Source organism: Streptomyces sp. N50 (assembly GCF_033335955.1).
In the GTDB taxonomy this organism is placed as follows: Bacteria; Actinomycetota; Actinomycetes; order Streptomycetales; family Streptomycetaceae; genus Streptomyces.
Map to the genome: position 1 here is coordinate 3904434 of NZ_CP137549.1, position 21449 is coordinate 3925882.

Genomic DNA, 21449 nt, shown 5'->3' on the forward strand with positions numbered 1-21449 from the left:
GATCACGGTCGGCGGCGGTGGAATCGCGGTCGGTCACGCGGTCATCCTGCCGTACGGCGCCGGGAGGGTGGGGGCGGTGTCCCGTTCCGGTGGCACTCAGTGCCGTACACCCTCCCCTTGTGTGGCACTCGGCGTTATGGTGCTGATGTCTCTACCTTCGGCCCGCGAGTCCCCCGCGACCGTGGAGCCACAGCATGAGGAGCCGCCTGATGTCCGACCTCGACCCCGGCTTTGTACCTGGTCTCGAAGGAGTCGTCGCGTTCGAGACGGAGATCGCCGAACCGGACAAGGAGGGCGGCGCCCTGCGGTACCGGGGCGTCGACATCGAGGATCTGGTCGGTCACGTCTCGTTCGGCAACGTCTGGGGGCTGCTCGTCGACGGCGCCTTCAACCCCGGGCTGCCGCCCGCCGAGCCGTTCCCGATCCCGGTGCACTCCGGGGACATCCGGGTCGACGTGCAGTCCGCGCTGGCCATGCTCGCGCCCGTGTGGGGCCTCAAGCCGCTGCTCGACATCGACGAGGAGCAGGCGCGGGACGATCTCGCGCGGGCGGCCGTGATGGCTCTGTCGTACGTCGCCCAGTCCGCGCGCGGGCAGGGGAACGCGATGGTGCCGCAGAGCGAGATCGACAAGGCGCACTCGGTCGTCGAGCGGTTCATGATCCGGTGGCGGGGGGAGCCGGATCCGAAGCATGTGGCAGCCGTGGACGCGTACTGGACGTCCGCCGCGGAGCACGGGATGAACGCGTCCACGTTCACGGCTCGCGTCATCGCCTCCACCGGGGCCGATGTCGCCGCCGCGCTTTCCGGGGCCGTGGGTGCGATGTCCGGGCCCCTGCATGGTGGGGCGCCGTCCCGTGTGCTCGGGATGATCGAGGAGATCGAGCGGACCGGGGACGCGGAGGCGTATGTCCGGCAGGCGCTCGACAAGGGTGAGCGGCTGATGGGGTTCGGGCACCGGGTGTACCGGGCCGAGGATCCTCGGGCTCGTGTACTGCGGCGTACCGCGCGGGAGTTGGGGGCGCCGCGGTTCGAGATCGCCGAGGCGTTGGAGAAGGCGGCGCTTGCGGAGTTGCACGCGCGGCGGCCGGATCGGGTGCTGGCGACCAACGTCGAGTTCTGGGCGGCGATCGTGCTGGACTTCGCCGAGGTGCCGGCGCACATGTTCACGTCGATGTTCACGTGTGCGCGTACGGCGGGGTGGTCGGCGCACATTCTTGAGCAGAAGCGGACGGGGAGGCTTGTGCGGCCGTCCGCGCGGTATGTGGGGCCGGAGTCTCGTGGGCCTGAGTCGATCGTCGGGTACTCGGATATCGCCCACTGAGGAGGGGGCTGGGGGTGCGTGTGCGGGTGCGGGTGCGTTGTGGCTGGTCGCGCCCACGCGGCGGAGCCGCACATCGACACAGCCCCGCGCCCCTAAAGACAAGGGCACTCAGCCCAAGGCGTGTTCCAGGAGTGCTGCCCATTGGGCTACCACCCTCGCCCGCCTCGCCCTGTCGTCCGTGAGCAGGTTGGCCAGGCCCAAGCCTCTTGCCATGTCCAGGAGGCCCTGGACTGATTCCCGTACCCCCTGTCGGGACTCGTCCGCGGACAGCAACTCCACCGCGATGCGGTGGGTCTCTCGGCCCACCTTCGCCTCCAACTCGGTTACCCGGGGGCGGAGTTGGGCCTCGTTCGACGCGGCTACCCAGAGGTGGAGGGCCGCGCGGAACAGCGGGCCCGTGTAGAGGTCGACCAAGGCCTCGATCACTGCGCGGCGGTCCCCGGCGCCTTCCGGGAACAGGGCGCGGAGGGCCGTGGAACGTTCCTCCGCCACGTACTCGACCGCCGCCGTGAAGAGGTCCTCGCGGGTGGGGAAGTGGTGTTGGGCGGCGCCTCGGGAGACGCCGGCCCGTTCGGCTACGACGGAGACCGTGGAGCCTGCCCAGCCGTGTTCGGCGAGGCAGGACACGGCGGCTTCCAGGAGGCGTTGGCGGGTGGCCCGGCTGCGGTCCTGCTTGGGTCTGCGGTCGACCGCGCCCGGCGCCGTCGTCGCGCTCACACCACCCATGCGGGATCCCGTCGTTCGAGGAATGCTGTCATCCCCTCGCGGGCCTGCGCGGAGCCGAACAGCCGGGCCGAGAGCGCGGTCAGGTCGGCCGCGTCCCGGTCGAAGGTCTCCAGCACCCTAGCCGTGAGCAGCCGTTTCGTCTCGGCCAGGGCCTCGGGAGCGGACCGGCGCACGCCGTCGAGGATCGGTGCGAGTACCTCGTCCACGTCCTCTCCGGCCGCCGTCAGCAAGCCCGCGCGGGTCGCTTCCGTCGCGTCGAAACGCTCGCCGGTGAGGTAGTAGCGGGCCAGCGCTCGCGGGTCCGTGCGGGGCAGGAGGGGGAGGGAGATCACCGCCGGGGCGACCCCGATCCGTACCTCCGTGAACGCGAACGTGGCGGATGTGGAAGCGATGGTGATGTCGCATGCCGCCAGGAGGCCCAGGCCGCCCGCCCGTACGTGGCCCGTCACTCTCGCGACCACCGGTTTGGGGAGTTCCACGATCTGGCGGAGTACGGCCACCAAGGACTCCGGAGGGGGCGGGTCCCGTAGGTCAGCGCCCGCGCAGAACGTGTTGCCGGTGTGGGTGAGGACGATCGCGCGTACGTCGGTGTCCTTCGCGCAGTCCGTCAGCGCCTCCGCCAACTCCCTTACCAGGGACGCCGACAGGGCGTTCCTCGTGTCCGGTGAGTCCAGGCTCAGGGTCTTGATGCCGCGCGTGCGGGTACGGCCGATCAGGGTCATGTGCGGCCTCGCAGTTCGCGGCGCAGGATCTTGCCGGAGGCGGCTCGGGGGACGGTGTCGATGAAGGTGACGATGCGGACGCGTTTGTAGGGGGCGACGCGTTCGGCTACGTACATCAGGACCTCGCTCTCGGAGAGGTCGGGGGCGGTCTGCTGGCGGACCACGTACGCGTGCGGGACCTCGTTGTTGTCGTCGTTGTACTCGCCGACGACCGCCGCGTCCGCGATGCCGGGGTGGGTGAGCAGGAGGGCCTCCAGTTCGGCGGGGGCCACCTGGAAGCCCTTGTACTTGATGAGTTCCTTGACGCGGTCGACGACGAACGTCCAGCCGGCGTCGTCCACGTAGCCGACGTCTCCGGTGCGAAGCCAGCCGTCCGGGTCGATCATCGCGGCGGTGTCGTCGGGGCGGCCGAGGTAGCCCTTCATCACCTGGGGGCCGCGGATGAGGAGTTCGCCCGCCTCGCCGATGCCGAGGTCCTTGTCGGGGTCGTCGAGGGAGACGACGCGCATCTCGGTGCCGGCGATGAGTTTGCCGACGGTTCCCGGGGGTGCGCTGGGCATGTCCCGTACGGGGACCACGTGGGTGCCCGGGGAGAGTTCCGTCATGCCGTACGCCTGGCCCACGGGCGGGAGGCCCAGGCGGCGGGAGCAGGCGGCGGCGAGGTTCGCGTCGAGGGGGGCGGCCGCGCTGATGATGTATTTGAGGGACGAGAGGTCGTACTGGGCTACCGCGGGGTGCTTGGCGAGGGCCAGGACTATGGGCGGGGCCACGTAGAGGCCGGTTATGCGGTGGTTCTCGATGGCCGCGAGGAAGGTCTCCAGGTCGAAGCGGGGCAGGACCACGACCGCCGCGCCCTTCCTCAACGGGGCGTTCATCAGGGCCGTGAGGCCGTAGATGTGGAAGAAGGGGAGGACGGCGAGGATGCGGTCGCCGGGGCCGGTGGGGACCGCGGGCTCCAACTGGGCCAGGTTTGTCGCTATTTGACGGTGTGTGAGCATCACGCCCTTGGGGGTGCCCGTCGTGCCCGAGGAGTACGGGAGGGCCGCGACGTCCGTCACCGGGTCGATGTCGACCACCGGCTCGGGGGCCGTGGAGCCGAGCATGTCGGCGAGGGAGCGGTGGCCGGGCGCGCTGTCGCAGACGAATATCTCCTCGACGCCGCCCGCGAGTTCGGCGGCACGGCGTGCCGTGTCGACGAGGGGGGACAGGGTGACGATCCAGCGGGCCGCCGAGTCGCGGAGCTGCTTGGCGAACTCCTCGGGTGTGGCGAGCGGGTGCACCGTCGTGACGGAGGCACCCGCGCGCGTGGCGGCGTAGAACGCCAGCGGGAAGGCGACCGTGTTGGGGCTGTGCAGGGCGAGGACGTCCCCCTTGCGCACGCCCGCGTCCGCGAGGCCGGCCGCGATACTCCGGTGGAACGCGTCGAGTTGGGTGTACGTGAGGGTGGTGCCGTCCGTGCCGTCGACCAGCGCGGGTTCGTCACCGAACTCGGCCGCCCGGGCCAACACCGCGTCGTGGATGGGGAGTTCTACGGCCGGAACGTCTGCGTACTCGCTGCGGAACATGGTTCCTCCTGGCGCGGCACTGGGCTTCTGGCGGGCTTCGGGCCCTGGGCTAGTACGACTTGGGCAAGCCCAGGGTCTGGTGGGAGACGTAGTTGAGAATCATCTCCCGGCTCACCGGAGCAATACGAGCCACGCGCGCGGCGGTTATCAACGAGGCGAGCCCGAATTCCCGCGTGAGGCCATTGCCGCCGAGGGTGTGCACGGACTGGTCCACCGCCCGTACACAGGCCTCGCCGGCCGCGTACTTGGCCATGTTGGCGGCCTCGCCCGCGCCTACGTCGTCACCGGTGTCGTACAGGTACGCCGCCTTCTGCATCATCAGGCGGGCGAGTTCGAGGTCGATGTGGGCCTGGGCGAGGGGGTGGGCGATGGCCTGGTGGGCGCCGATGGGGGCGTCCCACACGGTGCGGTCGCGGGCGTACTCGATGGCCCTTGCGAGGGCGTAGCGGCCCATGCCGATCGCGAAGGCCGCGGTCATGATGCGTTCAGGGTTGAGGCCGGCGAAGAGTTGGAGCAGGCCGGCGTCCTCGTCTCCTACGAGTGCGTCCGCCGGGAGGCGTACGTCGTCCAGGGTCAGCTCGAACTGCTTCTCCGCGGCCTGGAGTTCCATGTCTATCTGGCGGCGGGTGAAGCCGGGGGCGTCTCGCGGGACGATGAACAGGCAGGGCTTGAGGCGGCCTGTTCGGGAGTCCTCGGTGCGGCCGACTATGAGGGTCGCGTCGGCCAGGTCCACGCCGGAGATGAAGACCTTGCGGCCGGTGAGGAGCCAGTCCGTGCCGTCTTTGCGGGCTGTGGTGGTGATGCGGTGGCTGTTGGAACCGGCGTCTGGTTCCGTGATGCCGAAGGCCATGGTGCGGGTGCCGTCGGCGAGTCCGGGGAGCCATTCCTGTTTTTGGGCGGTCGTGCCGAAGCGGGCGATGACCGTGCCGCAGATTGCCGGGGAGACGACCATCATCAGGAGGGGGCAGCCGGCTGCGCCCAACTCCTCCAGGACGATGGAGAGTTCGGAGATGCCGCCGCCTCCGCCGCCGTATTCCTCTGGGAGGTTGACTCCCAGGTAGCCGAGTTTGGCTGCCTCGGACCAGAGTTGTTCCCTGTCGTAGGTACGGCCGTGGCGTTTGCCCAGGGCGGAGACGGCTGAACGTAGGGCCTTGTGTTCTTCGGTTTCGGTGGTGGGCATGTGACTCCCTCGTCGTGGTTGGTCGCGCTCGCGCGGCGGTAGCCGCATATCGACACAGCCCCGCGCCCCTTTAGGTGGGCTGGACTACCGCCAATAGGGCGGCTAGCTGTACCTGTTGGCCAGGTACTGCGTTCAGGGCCGTCAGACTTCCCGTGACCGGGGCTGTGATCTTGTGTTCCATCTTCATTGCCTCCAGCCACAACAGGGGCTCACCGGCCGTTACTTGGGCTCCTACGGTCAGGCCCGCAGCGACCCTCACGACCGTGCCCGGCATCGGTGCCAGCAGTGAGCCGGGGGCCAGTTGGGCGGTGGGGTCGGGGAAGCGAGGGAGGGCTGTCAGGGCCGTCGCGTTCACGTACACGTGGTCGTCGCCGTACCTCGCGACCTCGAACTTCCTTTGCACGCCGTCCACTTCGAGTACGACTCGCTCGGCGTCCGCGTGGATGACGCGCACGCCGTCCGCCGTCAGGCCCTCCCTCGTGTGGCGGTACTGGACCTCGCACTCGGTGTCGCCCATGGCGTAGCGCTTCACCTGCGGCTGGGACGGTACGTTGCGCCAGCCGCCGCCTCCGAAGCGGGAGCGGCCGTGGGTGTCCGCCAGGGCTGCCGCGAGGGGGGCGTGCGGGTCGGGGGCCTGTTGGGTGAGTTCAGAGAGGTGGCGGTCGTAGAAGCCCGTGTCCATGTGGGCCGTCGTGAACTCCTTGTGGCGCAGGGAGTTGACGAGGAGGGCGCGGTTGGTGATCGGGCCGTGGATGGTCGCTTGCTCCAGGGCGCCCGCCAGTTTGCGGAGGGCCTCGGCGCGGGTGGGGGCGTGGGCCACGACCTTGGCGAGCATGGGGTCGTAGTGGACGCCGATCTCGTCGCCGTCGGTGTAACCCGTGTCCAGGCGGACGCCGTTCGGGACGGCGAGGCGGTGCAGGGTGCCGGTCTGGGGGGTCCAGTCGTGGGACGGGTCTTCGGCGTACAGGCGGGCCTCTATCGCGTGGCCGCGCGGGCTCGGGGGGTTGCTTTCGAGGGGCTCGCCCTCCGCGACGCGTAGTTGCAGGGCCACCAGGTCGATGCCGAACACGGCCTCCGTCACCGGGTGTTCGACCTGGAGGCGGGTGTTCATCTCCAGGAAGTGGGCCTTGTTGTCGGGGGAGATGAGGAACTCGACGGTTCCGGCGCCCTCGTAGGCGACTGCGCGGGCGGCGCGTACCGCCAACTCGCCCAGTTCCTCAGCCAGTTGATCAGGCAGGCCCGGTGCCGGGGACTCCTCGATCACCTTCTGGTGGCGGCGTTGGAGGGAGCAGTCCCGGGTGCCGAGGGACCAGACCGTGCCGTGGGTGTCGGCGAGGATCTGGACCTCTACGTGTCGGCCGCCCTCGACGTAGGGCTCGACGAAGACCTCGCCGTCGCCGAAGGCGCTCGTCGCCTCGGCTCGGGCGGCCGTCAACTCGGCTTCCAGGTCCGCGAGTCGGCGTACGACGCGCATGCCGCGTCCGCCGCCGCCCGCCGCCGCCTTCACCAGGACCGGGAGGTCGTTCTCGGTGACGTGTTCCAGGGGGGCGACGCCCATCAGTTGTTTGGCGCGGGTCTTGGAGGCCATGGCCTCGATCGCCTCGGGCGGTGGGCCGATCCAGAGCAGGCCGGCGGCCTGGACGGCGCGCGCGAAGTCGGCGTTCTCGGAGAGGAAGCCGTAGCCGGGATGGACGGCGTCCGCGCCCGCCGCGACGGCCGCCTTCACCATCAACTCCCCGCGCAGATAGGTCTCCTGGGGTGTCGCCCCCGGCAGCCGTACCGTCGCGTCTGCCAGGCGGGCGTGGAGCGCGTTCTCGTCGGCGTCCGAGTGCACGGCGACCGTCCGGATGCCCAGTTCGCGGCACGTGCGGAAGACGCGGCAGGCGATCTCGCCCCGGTTGGCGACCAGTACTGTCGAAATCACGTGATCCCTCATGTCGGTCATGGGCCTCACATCCGGAAGACGCCGAAGCCACCGCGCGCGCCCTCGTAGGGCGCGGTGTGGATGGCGGACAGGCACAGGCCGAGGACGGTTCGGGTGTCGCGCGGGTCGATGACCCCGTCGTCGTACAGCCGCCCCGACAGGAACATCGGCAGGGACTCGGACTCGATCTGCTGCTCCACCATGGCGCGCAGCGCCGCGTCCGCGTCATCGTCGTAGGGCTGCCCCTTCGCCACGGCCGACTGGCGGGCGACGATCGAGAGCACGCCGGCGAGTTGCTGGGGGCCCATGACGGCGGACTTGGCGCTGGGCCAGGCGAAGAGGAAGCGGGGGTCGTAGGCGCGGCCGCACATGCCGTAGTGGCCGGCGCCGTACGAGGCGCCCATGAGGACGGAGAGGTGCGGTACGCGGCTGTTGCTGACGGCGTTGATCATCATCGCGCCGTGCTTGATGATGCCGCCCTGTTCGTACTCCTTGCCGACCATGTAGCCGGTGGTGTTGTGCAGGAAGAGCAGCGGGATGTCGCGCTGGTTGGCCAACTGGATGAACTGGGCGGCCTTTTGGGACTCCTGGCTGAAGAGGACCCCTTGGGCGTTCGCCAGGATGCCGACGGGATAGCCGTGCAGAGCCGCCCAACCCGTCACCAGGCTCGTGCCGTAGAGCGGCTTGAACTCGTCGAAGTCGGAGGCGTCGACGAGGCGGGCGACGACCTCGCGGGGGTCGAAGGGGCTTTTGAGGTCACCGGGGACGATGCCCAGCAGCTCGTCATCGTCGTACTTGGGGGGTGCGGCCGGGGCCGGATCGCCGTACGCCTTGCGGTGGTTGAGGCGGGCGACGACGCGGCGCGCCTGCCGCAGCGCGTCCTGCTCATCCACGGCGAAGTGGTCCGCGAGGCCCGAGACGCGGGCGTGCATCTCGGCGCCGCCGAGCGACTCGTCGTCGCTCTCCTCGCCGGTGGCCATCTTCACGAGGGGCGGCCCGCCGAGGAACACTTTCGCGCGTTCCTTGACCATGATCACGTGGTCGGACATGCCGGGGATGTACGCGCCGCCGGCGGTCGAGTTGCCGAAGACGACGGCGATCGTCGGGATGCCGGCGGCCGAGAGGCGGGTGAGGTCGCGGAAGATGGCGCCGCCGGGGATGAAGATCTCCTTCTGGGAGGGGAGATCGGCGCCTCCGGACTCGACGAGGCTGATGCAGGGGAGGCGGTTGGCGAGGGCGATGTCGTTGGCGCGCAGGGCCTTCTTCAGCGACCAGGGATTGCTGGCTCCCCCGCGCACGGTCGGGTCGTTGGCGGTGATCAGGCACTCCACGCCTTCCACCACCCCGATGCCGGTGACGAGTGAGGCGCCGACCGCGTAGTCGCTGCCCCAGGCGGCGAGCGGGGAGAGTTCGAGGAAGGGGGTGTCGGGGTCGAGGAGCAGCTCGATGCGCTCGCGGGCGAGCAACTTGCCGCGTTTGCGGTGCCGTTCGACGTACTTCGGTCCGCCACCGGCGAGCGCCTTCGCGTGCTCGGCGTCGAGTTCGCCGAGCTTGGCGAGCATGGCCTCGCGGTGGGCGGTGTAGTCGGGACCGTTGGTGTCCAGGGCGGTCGGGAGGACGGTCACAGGAGGACCTCCGGTATGTCCAGACGACGGGAACGCAGCCATTCGCCCAGGGCCTTGGCCTGCGGATCGAAACGATGCTGGGCGGCGACGCCCTCGCCGAGAATCCCCTCGACGACGAAGTTGAGGGCACGCAGGTTGGGCAGGACGTGCCGGGTGACACCCAACTCGGCCGTCTCCGGCAGGAGTTGCCTGAACCGCTCGACGGTCAGCGCATGGGCGAGCCAGCGCCACGCCTCATCCGTACGCGCCCACACCCCCACGTTGGCGTTCCCTCCCTTGTCACCGCTACGGGCCCCGGCGACCAGACCAAGGGGCGCCCGCGTCGTGGGCCCGTCCGGCGGAGGCTCGGGGAGGGCCGGCTGCGGAAGGTCTTCCAGTACGCGGGTGTGGTGGGCCGGGGCCACAGCAACCCGGCGCCCGTCGTGGAGGACGGCCACATGGTCGACGTCACCATGGGGGACATACACATCATCGAAGACGCCATAGGGCGCTCCTTTTCCAGGTGGGGTCAGCACATGGAAGCCGGGGTAACTGGCCAGTGCGAGCTCGACGGCGGTGGCACTCAGTGCCCGCCCGACGACCTCCGGATCGGCATCCCGCACGACGAGCCGCAGCAGTGCGCTGGCGGTCTCCTCGGTGGAGGCGTCCGCGTGGTCGGTACGGGCGAGATCCCAACGGAGTTCACTCGGCCGGGACTTGGCGTTCCCCTCGTCGAACGCGGCGTCCATCTGCTCCCGGACGAGGGTGGCCTTGCGCTCGATGTCGAGCCCGGTGAGCACGAAGGCGACCTCGTTGCGGAAGCCGCCCAGCCGGTTGAGCCCGACCTTGAGAGTGGGCGGCGGGGCTTCCCCTCGCACGCCCTCGATCCGCACCCGATCGCACCCGTCCCCGGTCCCGTCCTCCCCGATCCGGACGGTGTCGAGGCGGGCGGTGACATCGGGCCCTGCGTAGCGCGCGCCGTGTGTCTCGTAGAGGAGCTGCGCGGTGACGGTACCGACGTCCACGACTCCCCCGTGCCGGGGTGTTTGGTGATGACGCAGGACCCGTCCTCATGGATCTCGGCCAGCGGAAACCCGGGCCTGCGGAGCTTCTCCGGCGCGTGCTCGGTGAAGAAGGCGTAGTTGCCACCGGTCGCCTGGGTCCCGCACTCCAGCACGTGCCCGGCGACCACGGCCCCCGCGAGCCGGTCGTAGTCGTCGGCCGCCCACCCGAAGTGAGCGACCGCGGGCCCGGTGACCAGTGCGGCATCGGTGACCCGCCCGGTGACCACGACATCGGCCCCCGCCTCAAGACAGGCGGCGATCCCGAAGCCACCGAGATACGCGTTCGCGGCAAGGGCGTCCGGATACCGCCCGGCGAGGTCGTCCCCCTCGACATACGCGACCCGCGCGACGATCCCGAGCCGATCGGCCAACTTCCGTACGGTGTCGGCGAGTCCAGCGGGGTTCAGTCCTCCGGCGTTGGTGACGATCCGCACCCCGCGCTCCTGGGCGAGCCCGAGACACTCCTCCAACTGCTTGAGAAAGGTACGGGCGTACCCGGCGCCGGGGTCCTTCAGCCGGTCCCGTCCCAGGATGAGCATGGTCAGCTCGGCGAGGTAGTCACCGGTGAGGACGTCCAGTTGGCCGCCGGTGAGCATCTCGCGCAGGGCGTCGAACCGGTCGCCGTAGAAGCCGGAGGCGTTGCCTATGCGGAGGGGGGCGACGGTGGAGGTCACTGTCCGCCTCCTTCCTTCGGCTTCGGCGGGCGCCCGGCGCCGGGGGGTCCCGCGAAGGCCTGGGCGATGTCGAGCCATCGATCGGCCTCGGGTCCTACCGCCTCCACCGCGAGGTCGGAACGGTGGGCGCGCTGGGTGACGAGGAGGCAGAAGTCGAGGGCGGGGCCGGTGACGCGTTGCGGGGCGTCTTCAGGTCCGTAGACCCACAACTCGCCCTCGCCGGAAGGGGCGTGGAGTTCGACACGGAACTCCTCGCTCGGCGGGGTGAGCCCATGCACACCGAAGGCGAAGTCACGTGCGCGCACACCGATGCGCACCACATGCCGGAGCCGATCGGTAGGTGGCCGGACCACACCGATCGCGTCAGCGACATCCTGTCCATGCGCCCAGGTCTCCATAAGCCGGCCGGTGGCCATAGAGGCGGCCGACATGGGTGGGCCGTACCAGGGGAAGCGGGTTCCTGTGGGTGCGGCATACAGGGCCGCCAGCAGGGCCGTCCGCCCGGCCCGCCAGTCGGCGAGGAGCTGAGCGGGGGTCTTCGCGGCCCCCTCCTGCGCACCCTCGTCCACGAACGTCCCGGGAGTGGCGAGGGCCTTCTCGACCAGCACCCGGAACGCTTCCCCGTCCGTCACGGCGAGCAGGGCGGAGTGGTCGGTCCAGGCCAGGTGGGCGATCTGGTGGGCGACGGTCCAGCGGGCAGCGGGGGTCTCGAACGCCCAGCCCTCCGGCCTCAACTCGGCCACGAGCCGGTCGAGTTCCTCGCTCTCCTCACGCAGGTCGTCGAACACGCGCGTCGGATCGGACATGGGGGGAGCATGGCAGGGGCGTCAGAAACAATCAAGCGTGCTTGCATTATTTAAGCTCGGGTGGGCCGGTTGGGTTGGGTTGGGTTGTTGCTGTGGGCCGGAGTTGTGTTGTGACCGTTGGGCCGCCCGCTTCTTGTCAGTGTCGGGATTGCGGGAGCCGAGTAAAGGGCGCTCCCTGCGGTCGCGTCGGCTGTGCCGATTCCGCTGCGCTCCACCCTTGACTCGTCTCCCGCAATCCCGTTTCAGAAGCGAGCGGGCGGCCCCGAGGCATGGGTGGCCAGGCATGCCTGCCCGTGCCTGTACTGCGTGGCCGGCCGGTACAGCGGAGCGCGTTCGCGTCTCGCCAGCACGCCGGGCCGGCTCAGCGGCCAACGGCGAGTGGGGGGGGCGGGGGCGGGGGTGGGATGGGGATGGGGTGGGGATGGGTGGTTGCTGGAGGCTGTAGGTGAAACTAACCTCTGTGGCGCGCTTTGACCGGTTAGAAATAACCCCGGCTTCCAGAGAGGACCGGGTCGGAGGCCGAGGTGGCGCGCCGGCATCTCGCCCGCACGCCGGGCCGGCTCGGCGGCCACCGGCCGGTGGGGGCTTCCCGGTCAACTCTGGGTGGCGGCCCGGGTAATGACTCCCGGCCTGCGGAAGAGTGACGGGCGAAGCGGAAGTGTTCGCACTTCCCCGACCCACCCATCCCCACCCATCCCCGCCCCGCCCCGCCCCGCCCCGCCCCGCTCCGCCCCTCTGGAGGCTGGGGCCATTTCTAACCAGTCAAAGCCCACGATGATGGTTAGATTTACCCCCGGCTTCCCGCAACCCCCCAACCGCCCACCCAACCTCCCGCCCAACCATCCACCCATCCGCTCACCCGCTCGCCCACTCACCCGCCCACCCACTCACCCGCCCACCCACTCACTCATCCACTCATCGTTGGCCGCTGAGCCGGGGTGGCGTGCTGGCGAGACGGCAGCGCGCACGCTCGTGGCCTCACACCCCACCGGCAGACAGCCGCTGAGCCGAGGCGGCGTGCAGGCGAGACGCCAGCGCGCCCCGCCCACCCGGGGGTTAGCCGCTAAGCCAGCCCGGCGTGCAGGCGAGACGCCGGCGCGCCCCGCCCACCGGGGGTTAGCCGCTAAGCCGGCCCGGCGTGCTGGCTCGACGCGAACGCGCCCCCACCACACCGGCCCGCAACACAGTTCAGGCAGGGGGATAGGTACCTGGCCACCCATCCCTCCGGGCCGCTCGCTCGCTTCTCAAACGGGCTGGAGCGGGCCGTGTCAAGGGTGGAGCGCAGCGGAATCGGCTTGCCGACGCGACCGCAGGGAGCGCCCTTTACTCGGGCCGCGGAAGCCCGACACTGGCTGAGAAGCGAGTGGCCCAACGGTCACCTACGGCTCTACTTTCGCCTTCCCCCGGCCCACCTGCGTCCGCACCGCCCCCATGCTCGCCGCAATGACCAACGCGATAGCCATGGCTTCAGGGACGGACAGCGCCTGGTGGAGGATCAGGAAGCCCGCGGTTGCCGCCACAGCCGGTTCCAGGCTCATCAGGATGGCGAAGGTCGAGGAGGGGAGGCGGCGCAAGGCCAGGAGTTCGAGTGTGTAGGGGAGGACCGATGACAGGACCGCCACCGCGGATCCGAGGGCGACCGTCGCCGGGTTCAGGAGCTTTGTGCCTGACTCCACGACGCCGAGCGGCAGGAACACCACCGCCGCCACAACCATCGCCAGCGCCAACCCATCGGCCTGCGGAAAGCGACGCCCCGTACGAGCGCTGAAGACTATGTATGTGGCCCACATGGCTCCGGCCCCCAGGGCGAAGGCCACGCCTACCGGGTCCAGGCTGCTGAAGCCTCCGCCGCCGAGGAGGAAGACGCCCGCCAGGGCGAGTCCCGCCCATACCGCGTTCAGCGCACGCCGGGACGTCAGGACCGAGAGGGCGAGCGGGCCCAGTACCTCCAGCGTCACCGCCGGACCCAGGGGGATGCGGGCCAGCGACTGGTAGAAGAGGCCGTTCATCGCGGCCATGGTGATGCCGAAGACGACGACCGTGCCCCAGTCCGCTCGCGAGTGGCCCCGCAGACTCGGGCGACAGATCACGAGGAGAACCACCGCGGCCACCAGAAGCCGTAGCGTCACCACACCCAGCGCCCCCACCCTGGGCATCAGCGTCACCGCCAGCGCACCGCCGAACTGCACCGAGACACCCCCGGCCAGCACCAGACCCACCGGCCCGAGCGAGCCCCTGCGGCCAGGGGTGACGGCCGGGTTGGCGGTCGGGTTGGCGGTCGGGACGGCGGACGGGGTGGCCACGGGGGCGGTGGGCGGCGTACTGGGGATGCTCACGGGGGCTTCCAGGGCTCGGTTCAGCGCGCATTCATCCATCACGATGCACTGCTCGGTCCATGGTAATGGACTTCGACAGGTGTGCGAACCCTTTATGCAACTGTCATTGAGGCTAGTCCCGGAACAGGGGCCTACCATCGGGGAGGGTGGTCGGCATGGGCCCGAAGAGGGGGTCGGAGTACTCCGGGTACTCGGTCTGCGGGTAGGCCGGTTGATACGTCGGGCTGTACGGCGACTCGTACGGCGGCTCGTACGTCTGCGGGGTCCAGCTCTCTACGAAGACCGGCGCCGCGGGGTAGCCGTAACCCACGCCCGCCTCCGCGAACGACGGCAGCCTCAGCTCCCCGGTGTCCATCACCGCGTTGTTCTGCGACCGGTGCAGCCGCGAGTACGCCCCGCCCAGCGCCATCAGCTCGGCGTGCCGGCCCGTCTCCACGATCCGGCCCCGGTCCACCACCAGGATGCGGTCGGCGTCGGGGGCGAGGTTGAGGTCGTGGGTGATCATGATGGTCGTACGGCCCGCCATCAGTCGGCGCAGAGGCTTCACGACCCGGCGGGCGGCCATCGAGTCCAAGCCGGTGGTCGGTTCGTCGAGGACCAGGACCGGGGCGTCGCGCAGGATCGCGCGGGCGATCGCCAGGCGCTGGAGCTGACCGCCGGACAGGCGGGCCGAGTTGGGGTCGACCTTCGTGTCGTAGCCGTCGGGGAGGCGGAGGATGAACTCGTGGGCGTCGGCAGCGACAGCCGCGTCCATGATCGCCTGCTCGCTCGCGCCGGGGCGGCCGCAGGCGATGTTCGCGCGGACGGTGTCGTGCAGGACCAGGGTCTCCTGGGGGAGCAGGGTGACGTACTCGCGCAGGCGGGCGAGGGGGAGGTCCCGCAACGGCACCCCGTCGAGGAGGACTTGGCCCGCGTCGGGGTCGTAGAAGCGGAGCAGCATTTTGGAGACCGTGGACTTGCCGGCGCCGCTGGGGCCGGTGACGATCACCAACTCGCCTGGATTGACGGTGAAGGAGAGGCCTTCCAGGGCGGTCCTGTCCGCGCCCGGGTAGCTGAAGGTGACGTCGCGGAGTTCGACCGTGCCGTCGGGGCGGCCGGTCTCGGAGTCGCGGGCGGGGTCGGCGACGGACGGGCGGACGTCGAGGATCTCGATGAGGCGTTCGGCGCCCGCGGTGGCGGCGGTGATGGTCAGGCCGAGTTGGGCCAGGCCGCGGACGGGCGGGTAGAGGTAGCCCAAGAAGGCCGAGAACGCGAGCAGTTGGCCGAGGGTCATGCGGCCCGTCGAGATCTCCCACGCGCCGATGCCGATGACGGCGAGCACGCACACGGTCTCGATGACGGAGACGAGTTGCTCGTACGCCTCGTTGAGCCGGGTCGAGCGGACGGAGGCGCGGAACCAGGCGCCGGCCTCCTCGTTCAGGCGGCGGCGTTCGGCGTCGCGGCGGCCGTAGGCCTGGGTGAGGACGATGTTGCCGAGGGACTCCTCGACGACCGAGGTGATCGCGCCGTCGGCGACCCGGCCCTCGCGCGAGACGTCCTTGATGGAGCCGGAGAAGCGGCGGGCCGCGAGCCAGAAGAGGGGGGCGAGGACGAAGGTGGCGGCCGCGAGGTCCCAGCGCAGCCAGAACGCGGCGGCCGCGTAGAAGAGGGCGGAGAAGAGCGCGGAGGCGGTGCCGATGACGCCGGACACGACGAGGGTCTCGATCGCCTCCACGTCGCTGGTGAGGCGGGACAACAGGTCGCCCTGGCGGTGCCGTTGGAAGAAGTGCGGGGGCAACTGCTGTACGTGGTCGAAGACATGCTCGCGCAGTCTCATCACGAAACGTTCGGTGGCCCAGGCGGCGAGGGAGTTGCCCGCGTACGAGACGAGCGCGCCCACGAGCGCGACGCCCAGCCACTTCACGGCCGGGCTCCAGAACGCGCTCAGTGAGCCCTTCGCGAGGGCGCGGTCGGTGAGGTCGGCGAAGAGGAGGATGGCCTCGGTCTCGGCGAGCGCGCCGATCACCGTGCACACCCAGACGAGGACCAGCCAGCGTCTGAGACCGCGGGTCAGCGGCCAGAAACGACGGAAAGCGGTGCGGGCGGGAATGGTGGGAGTTCCGTAGTCCTCGTCGTATTCGAGGTCTTCCTCGTCCGTATCCATGTCCACTTTCCCTGTCCCCTTCGCTTTCCGTCATCAGAATTCTTTGGATTTTCGAATTCGGGAAAGAAAAGAGGGCCGACTGCGTGGGTCGGCCCTCTTCTACTGCCGGGTCAGCTGTCCTGGCCGGGCAGCGGCTTCGGCAGCGGCTTGGGCTCGTGCTTCTTGCGCGGCTTCGGGGGCGGCGGGGGCGGAAGCTGCTGCTTCTTGGGCTTGGGCAGCGGGGCGAGCTTGTTGAGGCCCATTCCGAACTCCTAGGTTGTGCAGAGAAATTTGTGCGTCAAAGTCGAGCGTTTTACCGCCCGGGGAATTCCCGACACCCAGAAACTTACACGGCCCTGTAGCCAAGTCGCAGCAAAGTCGTCGAGCGATCGGCAAACATGGGCTGTGAATACCTTTGTGAATCCTGAGTTACGGCCGCCAACCTGAGAGTTCTCTGATAAACCTGAGAGGAGCCTTAATGAACCTGTGCTTCCGCCCTCAGCGGCGCGCCATGTAGAGGTCCAGCGCCTTGTGCAGCAGCCGGTTGAGGGGGAAGTCCCACTCCCCCAGGTACTCGACGGCCTCTCCGCCCGCACCGGCCTTGAAACGCAGCAGCCCCAGCAGGTGGTTGGACTCCTCCAGGGTGTCGGTGATGCCCCTGAAGTCGTATACGGCCGCGCCGAGTTGGTGGGCGTCGGTCATCATGCGCCACTGCATCGCGTTGTTGGGCTGCACCTCGCGGCGGCGGCTGGTGGAGGCGCCGTAGGAGTACCAGACGTGCCGGCCGACCGTCAGCATCGTGGCCGCGGCGAGGATCTCGCCGTCGTGGTGGGCGAGGTAGAGGCGCATGCGGTCGGGGTGTTCGGCGGTGAGGGCGTTCCACATGCGCTGGAAGTAGGGCAGCGGGCGCGGGATGAAGCGGTCGCGCTCGGCGGTCTCGGCGTACAGCTCGTAGAAGGCGGGGAGGTCGTCGTAGCCGCCCTGGACCACCTTCACGCCGGCCTTCTCGGCCTTCTTGATGTTGCGCCGCCATTGTTGGTTGAGCCCGCGGTGGATGTCGTCCAACGAGCGGCCCGCGAACGGTACTTGGAACACGTACCGGGGTTGCCCGGCCGCGAAGCCCTCGTCTCCCCCGGCTTCCGTCTGCTGCCAGCCCGCGCGGCGCAGGCGATCGGCGACCTCGTAGGCACGCGGTTCGTACGACGTGGGCGCCGCGTCCTTGAGCCGGCGCGCGTCGGGGTCGGCGATCGCCGCCTTCACCGCGTCCGCGCTCCAGCGGCGTACGACGACGGGCGGGCCCATCTTCACCGTGAACGCGCCCTGCGACCTGAGGTGCGCGAGCATCGGGTCGAGCCAGCGGTCGAGATCGGCTGCGTGCCAGTCGATCACCGGACCCTCGGGCAGGTACGCGAGGTACTTCTTGAGTTTGGGCACGGGCCGGTACAACACCAGCCCCACACCGACCAGTTGCCCGCTCGTCTCCTCGAACCACCCCAGACTCTCCGCCCGCCAGTCGGGCTTCACCGCACCCCACGACGGCACCTGCATATGGCTGGCGGAGGGGCGCGCGGCGATGAACGCGAGGTGTTCGGCGGGGGTGATGGGGCGGAGACGGAGGCTGGTCATACGCGGGCTCCCTGACGGATCGAAAGCGTGGTCGAACGGCCAGCCTAGGCAGTCACCCGCGCCCGTCCCGGGGTCCGAACATCTCCAGCGCCTCCGTGTCCGACGCCCGCGCGTTGAGGAAGTAGTCCGCCCACTCGGCGATCTCCGGGTAGCCGGACTCGCGGGTGAGGCGGGCGATCGCCGTCGGGATGTCGTACGGCGTCACGCGCAGGTCCGTGCCGGGGCCGAGCAGGCACCAGTGGGCGCCGGGGCGGCCGTACGGCATGCCGACGCTGCCGGGGTTGACGATCAGGCGGCCGTGGGCGAGGCGGATGTACGGCATGTGGGTGTGGCCGCAGACGATCGTGCGGATGTCGTCGTCGAGGCCGGTGAGGACCTCCGTCCAGCGGGCGGGGCGGGAGTCGACCAGGACGACTTCCTCGTCGTCGCGGGGAGTCGCGTGGCAGAACAGGACTCTGCCCAGGCCGCGGATCGGGAGGGTGAGCGTCTTGGGGAGGGTGGCCAGGAAGTCGATCTGGTCGGGGCGGAGGGCGGTCGCCGCGTACGGGGCGATGGGGTCGGGGATCTCGGTGCGTTCGCCTCTGCGGTACTCGACCAGTTCGCGGTCCGCGTTGCCCGAGATCCACAGGACCCGGTCGGACTCGGCTCTCAACAGGTCCACCACTTCCGCCGGTTGGGGGCCCGCCGTGATGTCGCCGGTGAGGACGACGCGGTCAGCGGCGGCCACCTCCGGTTCGGCGAGGACCGCCTCCAGGGCGGGGAGTACGCCGTGGATGTCGGAGAGGACGGCGACCCGGGCCAGTTCGTCGGTCACTTCTCTTCCCCCTCCAGCGCGTCCGCCAGGATCTCCGCCAGGTGTCGGCCCCGTACGCCCGCCAGTTGCTCCAGCTGTGTGCGGCACGAGAAGCCGTCCGCCAGGATCAGCGCGTCCTGTGGGGCCTGGCGTACCGCCGGGAGGAGTTGTTCCTCCGCGCATGTCGCCGACACCTCGTAGTGGCCCTTCTCGAAGCCGAAGTTGCCCGCCAACCCGCAGCAGCCGCCCGCCAGTTCGCCCGTCAGGCCGGCCGCATCGCGCAGGCGGCGGTCGGGGGCGTCGCCCAGTACCGCGTGTTGGTGGCAGTGGGTCTGGCCCGCTGTCGGGCGATCCAGACGAGGTGGGGTCCAGTCGGGGGCCAGGCGTTCCAGGGCCTCGGCGAAGGTGAGGATCGAGGCGGACAGGCGGGCTGCCCTCGGGTCGTTCGGCAGCAGCTCCGGGAGGTCCGTGCGGAGGGCCGCCGCGCAGCTCGGTTCCAGGACGACGATGGGCACCTCCCCCGTGCCCGGGAGCTCACCCATCGCGTCCAGCGTCCGGCGCAACACCTCGCGTGCGCGGTCCAGTTGGCCCGTCGAGACGTAGGTCAGGCCGCAGCAGACCTGTTTCCCCGTCATCACCGGCAGGACCGGGAGTACGCCCAGGCCCGCCGCCTCCAGCACCCGCACGGCCGCGTGGCCGACCGACGGTGACAGGTGCTCCGTGAAGGTGTCCGGCCACAGGTGGACACGGCCCCGGGTGGGAGTCTCCTCGTACTCCACCCCCGCCCGCATGCTCCGCCGCGTCTCCGCTCTGGCCTGCCGCCGCCACGCCCTCGTGAACGTCACCCCCGCCACCCGCGGAATCCTCCGCTCGGTCGCGATCCCGCCCAACCGCTTGGCCACCCGCGCCAACGGCCCCACCGAGGCGAGGGAGTTGACCAGCCACGCCGTACGCGTGCGCGCCACCAGCCGTAGCCAGCGCGGCAGCCAGCCCATCGCGTAGTGCGCCGCCGGCCTGCGCCGGCCCTCGTAGTGATGGTGCAGGAACTCCGCCTTGTACGTGGCCATGTCGACCCCGACCGGGCAGTCCGTGCGGCAGCCCTTGCAGGACAGGCAGAGGTCCAGCGCGTCCCGGACCTCCGTCGACCGCCAGCCGTCGGTGACCAGTTCGCCCGCGAGCATCTCGTGCAACAACCGGGCACGCCCGCGTGTGGAGTGCGCTTCCTCGCCGGTGGCCCGGAACGACGGACACATCACCGAGGACCCGGACGCCTCTGTCGTACGGCACTTGGCGACTCCTACGCAGCGCCGTACCGCCGCCGAGAAGTCGCCGCCGTCGGACGGGTAGCCGAACACCACGTCCACCGGCTCGCGCGGGAGCACCGAGAAGCGGAGGTTCGAGTCGAGCGGGGCGGGCCGCACGAGCATCCCGGGGTTGAGGAGGTCGTCCGGGTCCCAGACCCCCTTCGCGCGCTCGAAGAGGGTCACCATCTCGGCGCCGTACATCCGAGGTAGTAGCTCCGCGCGTGCCTGGCCGTCCCCGTGTTCGCCGGAGAGCGAGCCGCCGTGCGCCGCCACCAACTCCGCCAGCTCCTCCGAGAAGCGGCGGAAGCGGGCCACCCCCGGCTCCGTCAGCAGGTCGAAGTCGATGCGGACGTGGATGCAGCCGTCCCCGAAGTGGCCGTACGGCGTGCCCCGTAGGCCGTGTGCGGTCAACAAGCTCCTGAAGTCCCGTAGATACGCGCCCAGTTGAGCCGGTGGCACCGCGCAGTCCTCCCAGCCCGGCCACGCCTCCGAGCCGTCCGGCATGCGCGTCGCCGTGCCGCTCGCGTCCTCGCGGACGCGCCACAGGGCCCGTTGAGCCGAAGGGTCGGTGACCACCAGGGAGTCGAGGACATCGGCCGCGCGGACGATGGTCTCCGCACGCGCGCGTGCCTCCGCCTCCGTGTCGCCGCCCGTCTCGACGAACAGCCAGGCGCCGCCCCGGGGGAGGTCGGCGGTGGAGCGGACCAGGTCGGCCGCCATGCCCTCGACGGTGAGCGGGCCGTGGACCAGCAGGCCCGCTGCCGCCTCCGCCGCCCCGCTCTCGTCGGCGTAACCGAGTACCGCCAGCGCACGCGCGCGCGGTGCCTCGACGAGGCGTACGACCGCCTCCGTGAGGATGCCCAGCGTGCCCTCGCTGCCGCAGAAGGAGCGGGCGACGTCCGCGCCGTTCTCGGGCAGGAGGGCGTCCAGCGCGTACCCCGAGATACGGCGGGGGAGGTCCGGGAAGCCGGTGCGCAGGCGGGCCAACTCGCTTTCCACGAGGGGGCGTAGACCCGATGGGGCGCCCGCCCAGTCCTGGCCGAGGCGCAGGGAGTCGCCCCGCGCGGTGATCACCGACAGCCCGCTCACGCTGTCCGCCGTCGTGCCCCAGGCGACCGAGTGGGAGCCGCACGAGTTGTTGCCGATCATGCCGCCGAGGGTGCAGCGGCTGTGGGTCGAGGGGTCGGGGCCGAAGCGCAACCCGTGGGGCGCGGCGGCCTGTTGGAGGCGGTCGAGGACCAGGCCGGGCTGCACGACCGCCGTACGGGACGCGGGGTCCAGGGACACCAGGCCGTTCATGTGGCGGGTGAAGTCCAGGACCACGCCCGTGCCCGTCGCCTGGCCGGCGATGGACGTGCCGCCGCCGCGGGCCACCACCGGCACCCCGTGCGCCCGGCAGGCCGCCAGGGTCGCCGCCACGTCGTCGGCGTCACGGGGCGCTACGACACCCAGGGGGACGCGTCGGTAGTTGGACGCGTCCATGGTCGTCAGCGCCCGGGACGTGACGTCGAAACCGACCTCGCCCCGGACGGTCCGCCGCAGTTCCGCCTGGACATCCACCAGGCCCGCTTGAAGATCCGCCATGCCCCCAGCATGCACCCGACCACTGACAGTGACCGTCCGGCATCTGGCGAATCGTTCCGGGATGCTTCGCGCCGACGCGGCACCGATTCCGTAAACG

General features: G+C 70.3%; 14 protein-coding genes and 1 pseudogene. 1 reads left to right on the top strand and 14 read right to left on the bottom strand.

Going from position 1 to position 21449, the window contains the following annotated elements; translation table 11 throughout:
• The first annotated feature begins 209 nt into the window (after window positions 1–209).
• Window positions 210–1322, top strand: a complete 1113-nt coding sequence (locus R2B38_RS17020; protein WP_318016996.1) for a citrate synthase 2 — start codon at window positions 210–212, stop codon at window positions 1320–1322.
• A gap of 108 nt (window positions 1323–1430) precedes the next feature.
• On the opposite strand, the gene R2B38_RS17025 is transcribed toward R2B38_RS17020, so the two are convergent.
• The 14 genes and pseudogenes from R2B38_RS17025 to R2B38_RS17090 all read right to left on the bottom strand — a co-directional run bounded on the left by R2B38_RS17025 (window position 1431) and on the right by R2B38_RS17090 (window position 21352).
• Window positions 1431–2048, bottom strand: a complete 618-nt coding sequence (locus R2B38_RS17025; protein ID WP_318016997.1) for a TetR/AcrR family transcriptional regulator — start codon at window positions 2046–2048, stop codon at window positions 1431–1433.
• A complete protein-coding gene (locus R2B38_RS17030; RefSeq protein WP_318016998.1) occupies window positions 2036–2770 on the bottom strand; it encodes an enoyl-CoA hydratase family protein in 735 nt (244 codons plus the stop codon). The genes R2B38_RS17025 and R2B38_RS17030 overlap by 13 nt, the downstream gene beginning before the upstream one ends.
• Window positions 2767–4335, bottom strand: coding sequence for a 4-coumarate--CoA ligase family protein (locus R2B38_RS17035; protein ID WP_318016999.1), 1569 nt, complete (start codon window positions 4333–4335; stop codon window positions 2767–2769). Before R2B38_RS17035 ends, R2B38_RS17030 begins: the two co-directional genes overlap by 4 nt.
• Window positions 4336–4384: 49 nt before the next feature.
• Window positions 4385–5515 (bottom strand): acyl-CoA dehydrogenase family protein, encoded by a 1131-nt coding sequence (locus R2B38_RS17040; protein ID WP_318017000.1) that lies wholly within the window; start codon window positions 5513–5515, stop codon window positions 4385–4387.
• A gap of 70 nt (window positions 5516–5585) precedes the next feature.
• Window positions 5586–7439, bottom strand: a complete 1854-nt coding sequence (locus tag R2B38_RS17045) for an acetyl/propionyl/methylcrotonyl-CoA carboxylase subunit alpha (RefSeq protein ID WP_318017001.1) — start codon at window positions 7437–7439, stop codon at window positions 5586–5588.
• A gap of 26 nt (window positions 7440–7465) precedes the next feature.
• A complete protein-coding gene (locus R2B38_RS17050; protein WP_318017002.1) occupies window positions 7466–9064 on the bottom strand; it encodes an acyl-CoA carboxylase subunit beta in 1599 nt (532 codons plus the stop codon).
• Window positions 9061–10781 (bottom strand): annotated as a pseudogene (locus R2B38_RS17055) (acyclic terpene utilization AtuA family protein). Before R2B38_RS17055 ends, R2B38_RS17050 begins: the two are co-directional and overlap by 4 nt.
• The gene (locus R2B38_RS17060) at window positions 10778–11587 is read right to left on the bottom strand and encodes a TIGR03084 family metal-binding protein (protein ID WP_318017003.1); all 810 of its coding nucleotides are present in this window, start codon (window positions 11585–11587) and stop codon (window positions 10778–10780) included. Before R2B38_RS17060 ends, R2B38_RS17055 begins: the two are co-directional and overlap by 4 nt.
• A 1379-nt stretch (window positions 11588–12966) precedes the next feature.
• A complete protein-coding gene (locus R2B38_RS17065) occupies window positions 12967–13962 on the bottom strand; it encodes an EamA family transporter (protein WP_411978572.1) in 996 nt (331 codons plus the stop codon).
• Between the two features lie 73 nt (window positions 13963–14035).
• A complete protein-coding gene (locus R2B38_RS17070; protein WP_318017005.1) occupies window positions 14036–16066 on the bottom strand; it encodes an ABC transporter ATP-binding protein in 2031 nt (676 codons plus the stop codon).
• A 110-nt stretch (window positions 16067–16176) separates the two neighbouring features.
• Window positions 16177–16308: a hypothetical protein gene (locus tag R2B38_RS17075; RefSeq protein ID WP_019072556.1), complete on the bottom strand. Its 132-nt coding sequence runs from the start codon at window positions 16306–16308 to the stop codon at window positions 16177–16179.
• 235 nt (window positions 16309–16543) lie between these two features.
• Window positions 16544–17671: a lipid II:glycine glycyltransferase FemX gene (locus tag R2B38_RS17080; RefSeq protein ID WP_318017006.1), complete on the bottom strand. Its 1128-nt coding sequence runs from the start codon at window positions 17669–17671 to the stop codon at window positions 16544–16546.
• A 52-nt stretch (window positions 17672–17723) separates the two neighbouring features.
• Window positions 17724–18485 carry a metallophosphoesterase family protein gene (locus R2B38_RS17085; RefSeq protein WP_318017007.1) on the bottom strand — a complete coding sequence of 254 codons (762 nt, stop codon included), beginning with the start codon at window positions 18483–18485 and terminating at the stop codon, window positions 17724–17726.
• Window positions 18482–21352 carry an FAD-binding and (Fe-S)-binding domain-containing protein gene (locus R2B38_RS17090; RefSeq protein ID WP_318017008.1) on the bottom strand — a complete coding sequence of 957 codons (2871 nt, stop codon included), beginning with the start codon at window positions 21350–21352 and terminating at the stop codon, window positions 18482–18484. Before R2B38_RS17090 ends, R2B38_RS17085 begins: the two co-directional genes overlap by 4 nt.
• Between the last annotated feature and the right edge of the window lie 97 nt (window positions 21353–21449).